This is a genomic window from Bacillus sp. FSL K6-6540, from assembly GCF_038007545.1.
In genome coordinates this window covers 431,493-445,403 of sequence record NZ_JBBOXH010000002.1, presented here as the reverse complement: position 1 = coordinate 445,403, position 13,911 = coordinate 431,493, and the positions used below count along the sequence as shown (strand labels likewise).

Annotated in this window: 16 protein-coding genes; 15 read left to right on the top strand and 1 reads right to left on the bottom strand. The window is 44.1% G+C overall.

Going from position 1 to position 13,911, the window contains the following annotated elements; genetic code table 11:
- The first annotated feature begins 32 nt into the window (after positions 1-32).
- From glyA to MHH82_RS34610, 11 genes are all read left to right on the top strand, one after another.
- Complete coding sequence (gene glyA, locus MHH82_RS34660) at positions 33-1,280, top strand: serine hydroxymethyltransferase (RefSeq protein WP_041850425.1); 1,248 nt, start codon at positions 33-35, stop codon at positions 1,278-1,280.
- A gap of 134 nt (positions 1,281-1,414) precedes the next feature.
- Positions 1,415-2,044 carry a uracil phosphoribosyltransferase gene (upp, locus tag MHH82_RS34655; protein ID WP_003227670.1) on the top strand — a complete coding sequence of 210 codons (630 nt, stop codon included), beginning with the start codon at positions 1,415-1,417 and terminating at the stop codon, positions 2,042-2,044.
- 422 nt (positions 2,045-2,466) lie between these two features.
- Positions 2,467-2,850 (top strand): ATP synthase subunit I, encoded by a 384-nt coding sequence (gene atpI, locus MHH82_RS34650; RefSeq protein ID WP_003243159.1) that lies wholly within the window; start codon positions 2,467-2,469, stop codon positions 2,848-2,850.
- 7 nt (positions 2,851-2,857) lie between these two features.
- Entirely contained in the window at positions 2,858-3,592 is a 735-nt protein-coding gene (gene atpB, locus MHH82_RS34645) for a F0F1 ATP synthase subunit A (RefSeq protein WP_003242621.1), read from the top strand.
- Positions 3,593-3,637: 45 nt separating this feature from the next.
- Positions 3,638-3,850 (top strand): F0F1 ATP synthase subunit C, encoded by a 213-nt coding sequence (atpE, locus tag MHH82_RS34640; protein ID WP_340797441.1) that lies wholly within the window; start codon positions 3,638-3,640, stop codon positions 3,848-3,850.
- 162 nt (positions 3,851-4,012) lie between these two features.
- Positions 4,013-4,525, top strand: coding sequence for a F0F1 ATP synthase subunit B (gene atpF, locus MHH82_RS34635; protein ID WP_003244051.1), 513 nt, complete (start codon positions 4,013-4,015; stop codon positions 4,523-4,525).
- On the top strand, positions 4,522-5,067 hold the full coding sequence (locus MHH82_RS34630; protein ID WP_072175618.1) for a F0F1 ATP synthase subunit delta: 546 nt from the start codon (positions 4,522-4,524) through the stop codon (positions 5,065-5,067). Before atpF ends, MHH82_RS34630 begins: the two co-directional genes overlap by 4 nt.
- A 16-nt stretch (positions 5,068-5,083) precedes the next feature.
- The gene (gene atpA, locus MHH82_RS34625; RefSeq protein ID WP_014481186.1) at positions 5,084-6,592 is read left to right on the top strand and encodes a F0F1 ATP synthase subunit alpha; all 1,509 of its coding nucleotides are present in this window, start codon (positions 5,084-5,086) and stop codon (positions 6,590-6,592) included.
- Positions 6,593-6,668: 76 nt separating this feature from the next.
- On the top strand, positions 6,669-7,532 hold the full coding sequence (gene atpG / locus MHH82_RS34620) for an ATP synthase F1 subunit gamma (RefSeq protein WP_003244388.1): 864 nt from the start codon (positions 6,669-6,671) through the stop codon (positions 7,530-7,532).
- A 25-nt stretch (positions 7,533-7,557) separates the two neighbouring features.
- Positions 7,558-8,979, top strand: a complete 1,422-nt coding sequence (gene atpD / locus MHH82_RS34615; protein WP_003227686.1) for a F0F1 ATP synthase subunit beta — start codon at positions 7,558-7,560, stop codon at positions 8,977-8,979.
- Positions 8,980-9,002: 23 nt separating this feature from the next.
- Entirely contained in the window at positions 9,003-9,401 is a 399-nt protein-coding gene (locus MHH82_RS34610) for a F0F1 ATP synthase subunit epsilon (RefSeq protein WP_014478254.1), read from the top strand.
- A gap of 33 nt (positions 9,402-9,434) precedes the next feature.
- Here the strand turns inward: MHH82_RS34610 and MHH82_RS34605 are convergent, their stop codons facing one another.
- The gene (locus MHH82_RS34605) at positions 9,435-9,908 is read right to left on the bottom strand and encodes a hypothetical protein (protein ID WP_003243900.1); all 474 of its coding nucleotides are present in this window, start codon (positions 9,906-9,908) and stop codon (positions 9,435-9,437) included.
- Between the two features lie 169 nt (positions 9,909-10,077).
- Here MHH82_RS34605 and MHH82_RS34600 point away from each other — a divergent pair, with 169 nt between their 5' ends.
- From MHH82_RS34600 to spoIID, 4 genes are all read left to right on the top strand, one after another.
- Positions 10,078-10,308 (top strand): DUF1146 family protein, encoded by a 231-nt coding sequence (locus MHH82_RS34600; RefSeq protein ID WP_003227691.1) that lies wholly within the window; start codon positions 10,078-10,080, stop codon positions 10,306-10,308.
- 134 nt (positions 10,309-10,442) lie between these two features.
- Complete coding sequence (locus MHH82_RS34595) at positions 10,443-11,183, top strand: YwmB family TATA-box binding protein (RefSeq protein WP_032727046.1); 741 nt, start codon at positions 10,443-10,445, stop codon at positions 11,181-11,183.
- Between the two features lie 33 nt (positions 11,184-11,216).
- Positions 11,217-12,527, top strand: coding sequence for a UDP-N-acetylglucosamine 1-carboxyvinyltransferase (murA, locus tag MHH82_RS34590; protein ID WP_003227695.1), 1,311 nt, complete (start codon positions 11,217-11,219; stop codon positions 12,525-12,527).
- A 195-nt stretch (positions 12,528-12,722) separates the two neighbouring features.
- Positions 12,723-13,754, top strand: coding sequence for a stage II sporulation protein D (gene spoIID, locus MHH82_RS34585; RefSeq protein WP_029318715.1), 1,032 nt, complete (start codon positions 12,723-12,725; stop codon positions 13,752-13,754).
- Positions 13,755-13,911: the final 157 nt, after the last annotated feature.

Below are 13,911 nucleotides of genomic sequence, written 5' to 3'. Positions count from 1 at the left end.
GAACAGGATACGGATAGGAGAGGATCTCGCTGATGAAACATTTACCTGCGCAAGACGAACAAGTGTTTAACGCCATTAAAAATGAGCGTGAACGCCAACAGACTAAGATCGAATTGATTGCTTCTGAGAACTTTGTAAGTGAAGCTGTTATGGAAGCACAAGGATCTGTTTTGACAAATAAATACGCAGAAGGATATCCGGGCAAACGCTACTACGGCGGATGCGAGCACGTCGATGTCGTTGAAGATATCGCTCGTGACCGCGCGAAGGAAATCTTTGGAGCGGAGCATGTAAACGTTCAGCCTCATTCAGGCGCACAAGCAAACATGGCAGTGTACTTCACGATTTTGGAGCAAGGCGATACTGTACTTGGGATGAACCTCTCCCACGGCGGCCATTTAACACACGGAAGCCCAGTCAACTTCAGCGGTGTTCAATATAACTTTGTTGAGTACGGCGTAAATAAAGAAACTCAATATATTGATTACGATGACGTGCGTGAAAAAGCCCTCGCTCATAAACCGAAGCTTATCGTAGCAGGAGCAAGTGCGTATCCTCGTACAATCGACTTTAAGAAATTCCGTGAAATTGCTGATGAAGTCGGCGCTTACTTCATGGTGGATATGGCACATATCGCAGGACTTGTTGCGGCAGGCCTTCATCCAAACCCGGTTCCTTACGCTGATTTCGTTACAACAACAACACATAAAACACTTCGCGGTCCTCGAGGCGGTATGATCCTTTGCCGTGAAGAGTTTGGCAAGAAAATTGATAAATCGATCTTCCCTGGAATTCAAGGCGGCCCGCTGATGCACGTTATTGCCGCAAAAGCTGTTTCATTCGGTGAAGTATTGCAGGACGATTTCAAAACATATGCAGAAAACGTCATTTCAAACGCGAAACGTCTGGCTGAAGCCTTAACGAAAGAGGGCATCCAGCTCGTTTCAGGCGGAACAGACAACCACCTTATCCTTGTTGATCTTCGTTCGCTCGGACTGACTGGTAAGGTTGCGGAGCATGTACTTGATGAAATCGGTATTACGTCTAACAAAAACGCGATTCCATATGATCCTGAAAAACCTTTTGTAACAAGCGGCATCCGTCTTGGTACAGCTGCTGTAACCAGCCGCGGTTTTGACGGAGACGCATTAGAAGAAGTCGGTGCTATCATTGCGCTTGCATTGAAAAACCACGAAGATGAAGGAAAACTTGAAGAAGCAAGACAGCGTGTAGCTGCTCTGACTGATAAATTTCCTTTATATAAAGAATTAGATTATTAAGATCTTAAAACCCGCTTGGGCTTATGCCCGGCGGGTTTTTTGACGATGTTCTTGAAACTCAATGTCTTTTTTTGTAGAATCAATAGAAGTGTGTAATTGTTGATGGGACAATAAAAAAGGAGCTGAAACACAGTATGGGAAAGGTTTATGTATTTGATCATCCTTTAATTCAGCACAAGCTGACATATATACGGAATGAAAATACAGGTACGAAGGATTTTAGAGAGTTAGTAGATGAAGTGGCTACACTCATGGCATTTGAAATTACCCGCGATCTTCCTCTGGAAGAAGTGGATATCAATACACCGGTTCAGGCTGCGAAATCGAAAGTCATCTCAGGGAAAAAACTCGGAGTGGTTCCTATCCTCAGAGCAGGATTGGGAATGGTTGACGGCATTTTAAAGCTGATTCCTGCGGCAAAAGTGGGACATGTCGGCCTTTACCGTGATCCAGAAACCTTAAAACCCGTGGAATACTATGTCAAGCTTCCTTCTGATGTGGAAGAGCGTGAATTCATCGTGGTTGACCCGATGCTCGCTACAGGCGGTTCCGCAGTTGAAGCCATTCACAGCCTTAAAAAACGCGGTGCGAAAAATATCCGTTTCATGTGTCTTGTAGCAGCGCCGGAGGGTGTGGAAGAATTGCAGAAGCATCATTCGGACGTTGATATTTACATTGCGGCGCTAGATGAAAAATTAAATGAAAAAGGATATATTGTTCCAGGTCTCGGAGATGCGGGTGACCGCATGTTTGGAACAAAATAAAAAATGAAATCCCCAAAAGGGGGTTTCATTTTTTTATCCAGTTTTTTGCTATTCGGTGAATCTGTATACAATTATAGGTGAAAATGTGAACATTCTGTGGAGACGTAAAGTATAAAAAGTTTTTTAACTTTAAACAGATTGACACATGTTAGGGGCTATTGTATGCTAAACGAGGGTATTATGAGAAGGTTTTCATAGCTTTCATTATAGTCCTCATCCTCAATGTAAATCCTCTCAGCAAACCCGTATTATGAGGATTTATTTAAGCGAATGAAACAGCATCCCTGCAAGGCTTGCGGATGAATGATTTTTTCGAACAGGCCCGTTTTGCCGGTCAAAAAAGGTCTTCTACTAAGGGTTAACCGCTGATTTTTGCCGTATCCAAGCTATACATTATTTTTTCATCAGGAGACAGATAATTGATGGACGATCCCAAGCTTACATTTAGCAGACAACGCAAATATTTATTGTTCATTTTGGCAGTGTATGTACTGGGTTATGGTTTAACAGCGTATAAAACCGTTTTTTTAGGCCTTATTCTGGGAACTGTTTTCAGTTTGTTTAATTTTTTACTGCTCGTCAGAAGAATGAATGCTTTTGACAGAGCTGTTGAGAAAGGAAAGTCCATACGATCTCTCGGGAGCGCAGCGCGGTGGTGCAATGCGATTCTTGCTGTGGCTGTTGCCTATAAAAATCCCGAATACTTTCATATGGCAAGTACAGTTATTGGATTAATGACAATATACCCTGTCATTATGATAGATTCCTTTATCCAGCTTAAACGTTCATCAATGGAAGAGAGGTGAAAACCCTTTGAATCATGGTTACAGAACTATAGAATTTCTAGGTCTTACTTTTAATCTGACAAACATTCTGATGATTACTGTGGCGAGTGTGATTGTTTTATTGATTGCTATATTGACGACAAGAACGCTTTCGATCCGTCCCGGAAAAGCCCAGAACTTTATGGAATGGATTGTTGATTTCGTCCGCAATATTATTGGCAGTACAATGGATTTAAAAACAGGGGCTAACTTCTTGGCACTTGGTGTCACATTGCTGATGTACATATTTGTGTCGAATATGCTGGGGCTGCCGTTCTCTATTACAATCGGACATGAGCTCTGGTGGAAGTCTCCGACAGCCGATCCTGCCATTACATTAACGCTAGCCGTGATGGTTGTTGCTTTAACCCACTACTATGGTGTGAAGATGAAAGGGCTCAAGGAATATTCCAAAGACTATTTAAGACCTGTTCCATTCATGCTCCCGATGAAAATCATCGAAGAGTTTGCGAATACGCTGACTCTAGGTTTGCGGCTGTATGGTAACATCTTCGCCGGTGAGATTCTTCTCGGCCTGCTTGCGGGATTAGCAACAAGCCATTATTCGCAAAGCGTGGCTCTCGGTCTTGTCGGTACAATCGGTGCCATTCTGCCGATGCTGGCATGGCAAGCATTCAGTTTATTTATTGGTGCTATCCAGGCATTTATCTTTACAATGCTGACGATGGTGTACATGTCTCATAAAATCAGTCATGATCATTAAAACATTATATCCAAACGGATAACATTTTAAAGGAGGAACTTTTTCATGAATTTAATAGCAGCTGCGATTGCAATTGGTTTAGGCGCACTTGGTGCAGGTATTGGTAACGGTTTGATTGTTTCACGTACGGTACAGGGGATTGCCCGTCAGCCGGAAGCAGGTAAAGAACTGAGAACTCTTATGTTCATGGGTATCGCATTAGTTGAAGCCCTTCCTATTATCGCTGTCGTTATCGCATTCTTAGCGTTCTTTGGCTAAGCATAAAAGCCTTATATGAACTAAAAATGGCGAAGATCATTCCAAGAGAACCTTCGCCATTGCTTTATGTCTGATAAGCATCCCGCCTTGCCGGCTGAAAAGAGACAAGTGCGGCTGCTGGATCAGCAAAGAAAAACCTGCAGAAGGGAGTTGCCGTAGTAGATGTCTCAATTACCACTTGAACTAGGATTGTCGTTTAACGGCGGAGATATCCTGTTCCAACTGTTAGCTATGTTAATCTTATTAGCGCTTCTGAAGAAATACGCTTTAGGGCCGCTATTAAACATAATGAAACAGCGTGAAGACCACATCGCTGGAGAAATTACGTCTGCTGAAGAAAAAAATAAAGAAGCGCAGCAGCTGATTGAAGAGCAGCGCGTTCTTTTAAAAGAAGCAAGACAGGAATCCCAAACTCTTATCGAAAACGCAAAGAAACTGGGAGAGAAGCAAAAAGAAGAGATTATTCAGGCTGCACGTGCAGAATCTGAACGTCTGAAAGAAGCAGCAAGAACTGAAATCGTGAAGGAAAAAGAACAGGCGGTTTCTGCTCTCCGTGAGCAAGTAGCGTCTCTTTCTGTCATGATTGCGTCGAAAGTGATCGAAAAAGAACTGGATGAACAAGCGCAAGAGAAATTGATCCAGGACTATCTTAAAGAGGTAGGAGAAAGCCGATGAGTGGATCAGCTGTCTCTAAACGATATGCATCAGCTCTTTTTGATATAGCCAATGAGTCCGCTCAGCTGAATCAAGTAGAAGAAGAGCTAACTGTTGTAAAACAAGTATTTCAAAATGAAAAAGCGCTTAATGATGTGTTGAACCATCCGAAGGTGCCGGCTGCGAAGAAAAAAGAGCTGATCCAAAATGCATTTGGCTCTTTGTCACAGTCCGTGCTTAATACGATTTTTCTTTTGATTGACCGCCATCGTGCCGCGATTGTGCCTGAGCTCACAGATGAGTTTATCAAACTCGCAAATGTGGCCCGTCAAACAGAAGACGCAATCGTATATTCAGTGAAACCGCTGACGGATGCGGAAATTTTACCATTATCACAAGTGTTTGCAAAAAAAGCCGGAGTCGCTTCACTGAGAATCAGAAATGAAGTGCAGACGGATTTAATAGGCGGCATTAAAGTCCGCATTGGAAACCGGATTTATGACGGCAGCGTAAGCGGGAAGCTTCAGCGCATTGAACGTCAATTAGCCGGGGAAAATCGATAGAAGGGGTGAAACCTAAGTGAGCATCAAAGCTGAAGAGATTAGCACGCTGATAAAACAGCAAATACAAAATTATCAATCTGATATTGAAGTTCAAGACGTAGGTACAGTCATCCAAGTCGGTGACGGTATTGCTCGTGTGCACGGCCTTGACAACTGTATGGCCGGTGAACTTGTCGAATTTTCAAACGGTGTTTTGGGTATGGCTCAAAACCTTGAAGAATCAAACGTAGGTATCGTCATCTTAGGACCTTTCAGTGAGATCCGTGAGGGAGACGAAGTAAAAAGAACAGGCCGCATCATGGAGGTTCCTGTTGGTGAAGAGTTAATCGGCCGTATTGTAAATCCGTTAGGCCAGCCGGTAGACGGACTTGGCCCGATCCTTACAAGCAAAACTCGTCCGATTGAGAGCCCTGCACCAGGCGTTATGGACCGTAAATCCGTTCATGAACCGCTTCAAACCGGTATCAAAGCGATCGATGCACTGATTCCAATCGGCCGCGGCCAGCGTGAACTGATCATCGGTGATCGTCAAACAGGTAAAACATCTGTTGCGATCGATGCGATCCTGAACCAAAAAGACCAAGACATGATCTGCGTATATGTTGCGATCGGCCAAAAAGAATCAACAGTCCGCGGCGTAGTAGAAACATTGCGTAAACACGGCGCGCTTGATTATACAATTGTTGTAACGGCGTCTGCGTCACAGCCGGCACCGCTTCTGTACCTGGCACCGTATGCTGGGGTTACAATGGCGGAAGAATTTATGTACAGCGGCAAGCACGTTCTTGTTGTATACGATGATCTTTCTAAACAAGCGGCTGCTTACCGTGAGCTGTCCTTGCTTCTTCGCCGTCCGCCAGGCCGTGAAGCGTTCCCTGGGGATGTATTCTATCTTCATTCCCGTCTGCTTGAGCGTGCAGCAAAGCTTAGCGACGCGAAAGGCGCAGGATCAATTACAGCTCTGCCGTTCGTAGAAACACAAGCCGGAGATATCTCTGCTTATATTCCGACGAACGTCATTTCCATCACCGACGGACAGATCTTCCTGCAATCTGATTTGTTCTTCTCAGGCGTACGTCCAGCGATCAACGCCGGATTGTCTGTATCCCGTGTCGGCGGCTCAGCGCAAATCAAAGCGATGAAAAAAGTATCAGGTACTTTGCGTCTTGACCTTGCGTCATACCGTGAACTGGAAGCATTCGCTCAATTCGGTTCTGACCTCGACCAAGCGACTCAGGCAAAACTGAACCGCGGTGCGCGTACAGTTGAAGTGCTGAAGCAGGATCTGAACAAGCCGCTTCCGGTTGAAAAGCAAGTAGCCATTCTTTATGCGCTGACAAAAGGATATCTCGATGATATTCCTGTGGCGGATATCAGACGTTTTGAAGAAGAGTACTACATGTACCTTGACCAAAACCATAAAGACCTGCTTGACGGAATTGCGAAAACAGGAAACCTTCCTGCTGATGAAGACTTCAATGCTGCAATCGAAGGCTTCAAACGCACATTTGCACCAAGCAACTAACTCGAATGCTGATGAGAGAAAAAGGTTCTCTTTTTCTCTCTTTTTACGCAGATGAAGAGAAAAGGTGGTGAAATCTTTGGCCTCATTACGCGATATTAAGTCAAGGATCACGTCAACGAAAAAAACAAGTCAGATTACAAAAGCCATGCAGATGGTATCTGCGGCTAAGCTTAATCGTGCTGAAAACAATGCAAAATCATTTGTGCCATATATGGATAAAATCCAAGAGGTTGTGTCAAACGTCGGAAGAGTTTCCGGCAACGTGAAGCACCCGATGCTTCTCAGCAGAGAAGTGAAAAAAACGGCATACCTTGTCATTACGTCTGACCGCGGTCTTGCCGGCGCTTTTAACAGTTCGGTTTTACGGAGTGCTTATCAGGCCATGCAAGAACGTCATCAGTCTAAGGATGAGTATGCGGTGATTGCCATCGGAAGAGTGGGCCGTGATTTCTTTAAGAAACGGGAGATTCCGATCATTTCCGAGTTAACAGGACTTGGGGATGAAGTAACGTTTACAGAAATTAAAGATCTTGCCCGTCAAACGATTCAAATGTTTATAGACGGTGCGTTTGATGAATTGCACCTTGTTTATAACCATTTTGTCAGCGCCATTACTCAAGAAGTAACGGAGAAAAAACTTCTGCCGTTATCTGATTTGGGCAGCGGCGGCGGAAAAAGAACGGCGTCTTATGAATTTGAACCATCTGAAGAGGAGGTTCTGGAGGTTTTGCTTCCTCAATATGCAGAAAGCTTAATCTTCGGTGCGCTTCTTGACAGTAAAGCAAGTGAGCACGCTGCAAGAATGACGGCGATGAAAAATGCGACAGACAACGCGAAGGAACTTATCGATTCACTTTCGCTTTCTTACAACCGCGCTCGCCAAGCAGCCATCACACAAGAAATTACGGAAATTGTCGGCGGAGCAGCCGCTTTAGAATAGAAAGATTTTGTCAGGAGGGATAGCGATGAAGAAAGGACGCGTTAGCCAGGTATTAGGACCGGTCGTCGACGTGCGTTTTGAAGACGGTCACTTGCCTGAAATTTATAATGCGATTAAAATTTCACAGCCAGCTGCAAGTGAAAACGAAGTAGGTATTGATTTAACGCTTGAGGTCGCTCTTCATTTAGGTGATGATACAGTCCGTACAATCGCAATGGCATCTACAGATGGTGTTCAGCGCGGTATGGAAGCTGTAGATACAGGAGCGCCAATCTCAGTACCGGTTGGTGATGTAACACTTGGACGTGTATTTAACGTTCTCGGAGAAAATATTGATTTGAATGAGCCGGTTCCTGCGGATGCGAAAAAGGATCCGATTCACAGACAGGCGCCTTCATTCGATCAGCTTTCAACAGAAGTTGAAATTCTTGAAACAGGTATTAAGGTTGTTGATTTGCTTGCTCCTTACATTAAGGGCGGTAAAATCGGATTGTTCGGTGGTGCCGGTGTAGGTAAAACCGTATTAATCCAGGAATTAATCAACAACATCGCGCAAGAGCACGGCGGTATCTCTGTATTCGCCGGCGTAGGAGAGCGTACTCGTGAAGGGAACGACCTTTTCTACGAAATGAGTGACTCTGGCGTAATCAACAAAACAGCCATGGTATTCGGACAAATGAACGAGCCGCCGGGCGCACGTATGCGTGTTGCTTTGACAGGCCTTACAATGGCTGAGCACTTCCGTGATGTACAAGGACAGGACGTACTGTTCTTTATCGATAACATTTTCCGTTTCACACAAGCGGGTTCAGAGGTTTCAGCCCTTCTTGGCCGTATGCCTTCAGCGGTTGGTTATCAGCCGACGCTTGCAACTGAGATGGGTCAGCTCCAAGAGCGTATTACGTCTACGAACGTTGGATCAGTTACATCTATCCAGGCGATCTACGTGCCTGCCGATGACTACACTGACCCGGCGCCGGCAACAACGTTCGCTCACTTGGATGCGACAACAAACCTTGAGCGTAAATTAACTGAAATGGGTATTTACCCTGCGGTTGATCCGTTGGCATCTACATCACGCGCCCTTGCTCCTGAAATTGTTGGAGAAGAGCACTATGCGGTTGCGCGTGAAGTACAGTCAACGCTTCAGCGTTACAAAGAGCTTCAGGATATCATTGCGATTCTCGGTATGGATGAATTAGGCGAGGAAGACAAACTTGTCGTTCACCGCGCACGCCGTATCCAGTTCTTCCTTTCTCAGAACTTCCACGTGGCTGAACAGTTCACTGGACAAAAAGGATCTTACGTGCCTGTAAAAGAGACGGTACAAGGCTTCAAAGAAATCTTAGCCGGTAAATATGACCATCTTCCAGAAGATGCATTCCGTCTTGTAGGCCGTATCGAAGAAGTTGTTGAGAAAGCAAAAGAAATGGGTGTAGAAGTTTAATCTGGTCCTAGGAGGGTAAAAGCATGAAGACCGTTAAAGTCAATATCGTTACTCCCGACGGCCCAGTATACGATGCGGATATCGAAATGGTGAGTGTGAGAGCCGAAAGCGGCGATCTCGGTATTTTGCCAGGCCATATTCCAACCGTGGCTCCTCTTAAAATCGGCGCTGTCCGTCTGAAAAAAGACGGGCAGACTGAAATGGTTGCCGTCAGCGGCGGTTTTGTAGAAGTCCGTCCTGATCAGGTCACCATCCTTGCCCAGGCTGCCGAGACAGCGGAAGGCATCGATAAAGAGCGCGCTGAAGCTGCACGCCAGCGGGCGCAGGAGCGTTTGAATTCTCAATCAGATGATACTGACATTCGTCGGGCTGAGCTTGCGTTACAGCGGGCTTTGAACAGATTGGATGTAGCAGGGAAATAAGAAAAAATCCTTCTCTTTATGAGAAGGATTTTTTTATGAACGCACAAGAGAATCAAACAGCGACAGCAGCGGGCGATCCTCTTTTGGACGCAGGTATAAACCATCACAGGCATTCATTGTATGCCACGATTTACGATGTCTTCTAAAGCCAAGTGTATAAGCGCCGTCTTTATAGGGATAAGGTTTTACAACCCATTCAGCATCTTCATGGCGGGCAATCACACAATCTATAAGATAAACACTAATCATTTTCTCGAATTCTTCAATAGGAAGATTCCAATCAGCAAGCAAAAGTTCTTGTATACTTTGAAAATAGAGGTTTTCAAGCTCTTCAAGGCTTTCTCTCGTATAGGTAAGAGAAATGTTAAAAAACTGACACAATTCATTCAGTTCTTCAATCTGTGACTGTCTATAATCATAATAGAATGCAATTGCTTCCCATTCCTGATCAAAAATTGGCAGGTCCTCACCATATTGCTTTTCAGGCTGAAAAAAAGAATGATTCACATTTGTCAGCTCCTTTCCAATAAAGTATACCATGTAAAAGAATCGCACTTTAAGCGGGGATTAGCCCTAGATTTGGGTGATTATTCCGTTCTGTATAAAATGTATCATCTTTATCTGTGCTTCTTATATAATAAGAAAGGGTATGAACGCAGAGAAAGGAGTGTAATAGATGAGTGTATTGGGACAGCAGGCTGCAATCGGCATTGTCGTTCACCTGATTTTTATAGCAGTGACTTGGTGGGCGTTGCAAGCAGTCAATATAGATCCGTTAATCAAAAAAGGCAAAGTCGTGCAGGCAAGACTCCTGATGATTTTGCTGACAATCGCCATTGGAACGGCCGTTGCCAATTTCTTTTTAGATTATCTCAATTATTCACAGCAGCTTCCCTATCTATTTTAATAGGTTTTGAACATTATTATCATTAAATGGTTGGGAGAAGCGGGTTGAGGCGAATAGCTCGAGTTTTGACGAAGATTTTTACGTATGGCGCCTCTTGCCTCCGGTAAAACTGGGGATAAGGGGGAGAGATGAACATGAAGAAAAAACAAGTAAGCCACGCTATTATCATTTCCGTCATGTTAAGCTTCGTCATTGCTGTTTTCCATACCATTCATGCGAGTGAATTAACGCCGTTAGCAAAAATGGCAGAGGGGATGGAACGCCAAGATGTGTCAATAGATAAGTGGACATTGCATGCAAAACAAAACATGTCACTGACCGAAAAAGAATTTTATCAAAAAGTGCAACGTTTAAAATCAGAGTATCGTCAATATGATTGGGTGATTGCACGGGAAGATAAAATGATAAAGGCAATTGGCACATATACTGACAAAAAAAATCGTACTTCTTTTAGACTGCAGCTTGTCACAACCCTCAAAAAACACAATCCAACTTCGTATTTATTATATGAGCAAATGAGTCTAGAGACACCGGATAGCTGGAATGATACATATGAACAGTTTGAACGGGAGACACTTGGGATATTCCAAGAAAAAGTAGTTATTTTTACTTGTCTAAATGGTCACTTAGATGATAATATGAATATTGTTTTGCAAAAAAAAGCAAATCAGTTATTAAATGAATTTCAAGCAAGATCAGTAGAACATGTAGTTGAGCCAAATTTCGTTTCTATTTCTGCGTTTACAGATGAGTGGGAAGAGTACATTATGACCTCGAAACATAAAATGAATTTGCAAATTGCACTTAGAAGTGCAGGAATGGGCGGAAAACATACCGTTACGGTTGGCACACCAATCGTTACGACTGAATATTAATATAGAGAATTTAGGGACGCGGAGGGGAATACCTTGGAAAAAATCATCGTCCGCGGCGGTCAGAAGTTAAACGGCACAGTCAAAGTTGAAGGCGCTAAAAATGCCGTTTTACCTGTTATCGCTGCATCTTTATTAGCAAGTGAAGAAAAAAGCGTAATTTGTGATGTACCTACGCTCTCCGATGTATATACAATTAACGAAGTGTTGCGTCATTTAGGAGCAGATGTGCATTTTGAAAATAATGAAGTGACTGTAAATGCTTCATACGCTTTGCAAACTGAAGCACCTTTTGAATATGTTCGTAAAATGCGTGCGTCTGTGCTTGTCATGGGGCCGCTTCTTGCGCGTACAGGTCATGCAAGAGTTGCACTTCCGGGCGGATGCGCAATTGGTTCCAGACCGATTGATCAGCATTTAAAAGGTTTTGAAGCAATGGGCGCAGAAATCAAAGTCGGTAATGGCTTCATTGAAGCTGAAGTAAAAGGCCGACTGCAAGGCGCAAAAATTTATCTGGACTTCCCAAGTGTAGGAGCTACAGAGAACCTGATTATGGCAGCCGCTCTAGCTGAAGGAACAACAACGCTGGAAAACGTGGCAAAAGAACCCGAAATCGTTGATTTAGCAAACTATATCAACGGCATGGGCGGAAAAATCCGCGGAGCTGGCACCGGCACCATCAAAATTGAAGGAGTCGAAAAGCTTCACGGCGTAAAACATCATATTATTCCTGACCGCATTGAAGCGGGCACATTTATGGTTGCTGCTGCAATCACTGAAGGAAACGTATTAGTAAAAGGAGCGGTTCCTGAACACCTCACCTCTTTAATTGCAAAAATGGAAGAGATGGGTGTAACAATTAAGGATGAAGGTGAAGGTCTGCGTGTCATCGGCCCGAAAGAACTTAAACCGATTGACATCAAAACAATGCCTCACCCGGGCTTCCCGACTGATATGCAGTCACAAATGATGGCGCTTCTGCTTCGTGCAAGCGGCACAAGCATGATTACAGAAACCGTTTTTGAAAACCGTTTTATGCATGCGGAAGAATTCCGCCGTATGAATGGTGATATCAAGATTGAAGGACGTTCTGTCATCATTAACGGTCCTGTACAGCTTCAGGGAGCTGAAGTTGCAGCGACTGATTTGCGTGCAGGTGCAGCGCTGATTCTTGCGGGGTTAGTGGCTGAAGGTCACACACGTGTTACTGAATTGAAGCACTTAGACCGCGGTTACGTTGATTTCCATCAGAAGCTTGCCGCTCTGGGCGCAGACATCGAACGTGTAAATGATGAGTCTGCTTCTGAGCAAGAGAATAAAGAAGTCGTTTCTGACTTAAATGCATAAACTTACTTGAAAATCAGTATGTCACTCTGGCATACTGGTTTTTTATTTTTTGTGTATTATCATCATTATGCGCAAAATAGCAAAAAAGAATACGTAAATGACAAATAAAGTTTCTGTCCAAAACGAGAGTCATATTAGCTTGTCCCTGCCCATAGACTAGACTAGAGTCGAATCCCGAGCAGGAGGCAGCTGAATATGAAACAATTCGCAATCACACTATCCGTACTATGTGCATTGATTCTCTTGGTTCCCACACTCTTGGTTATACCATTCCAGCATAATAAGGAAGCGGGGGCCAGCGTAGAATCAGAAAAGACAGCAGTCAGCACGAAACCAGCATCGAAAGGAGCAGAAACATTGAAAGCTTCACCTGTTTCTATTCCCGTCTATCGAACCGCAAATCAATCCGTAGAAGACATTCCGCTTGAAGAGTATGTGATTGGAGTCGTCGCCTCCGAAATGCCGGCAACCTTTGAATCTGAAGCACTGAAAGCCCAGGCCCTCGCCGCCAGAACATTTATTGTCAGACTGATGGTGTCAAATTCAGCGGTTGAGGCTCCTAAAGGCTCACTGGTGGATGATACACAGATGTTCCAGGTGTATAAAAACAAAGCGGAGCTGAAAAAACAGTGGGGCACAAGCTATGAGACAAAACTGAAGAAAATCACAGCTGCGGTAGCCAGTACGCAAGGCAAAATCTTAACGTACAACAACCAGCCGATTGAAGCCTCCTTTTTCTCCACAAGCAACGGCTACACAGAGAATGCAGAAGCATATTGGACAAGTGCTATCCCATATTTAAAAAGCGTCAAAAGCCCATGGGATAAAAAGTCTCCGAAATATAAGGCAACGAAAACCTTTACAGCGGCAGAATTTCAGCAAAAGCTTGGCGTCAAGCTGGATGGATCTAGCGCAGTAGGGAAGATTACCGGCGAGACACCGGGCCACCAGGTTGCAACTGCCGTCATTAACGGCAAGACGCTGAAAGGAAGAGACATACGTGAAAAGCTGGGTCTCAACTCCGCAGATTTTGAATGGAAGCGAAATGGAGACACAATTACAGTCACGACGAGAGGATTTGGCCACGGTGTGGGGATGAGCCAATACGGAGCGAATTTTATGGCGAAAGAAGGCAAAACGGTTGATGACATTGTAAAGTATTATTACCAAGGCACACAAATTTCTGAGGCAGATTCGTTTTTGAATAAATATATGGCGAAAAAGTAGAAAAAGACGCTCATTGGGCGTCTTTTTCTGTTCCTGAATATCTTTTATCTAAGAGCAGCTGAAACGGTTTAGAGGAGCTTCTGACCGTCTTTAAGGATCAGTCCTTTTTTCCTGATTTCAGGCTTTGAGATTGTGGTAAAGTCATCCACATTTGTCG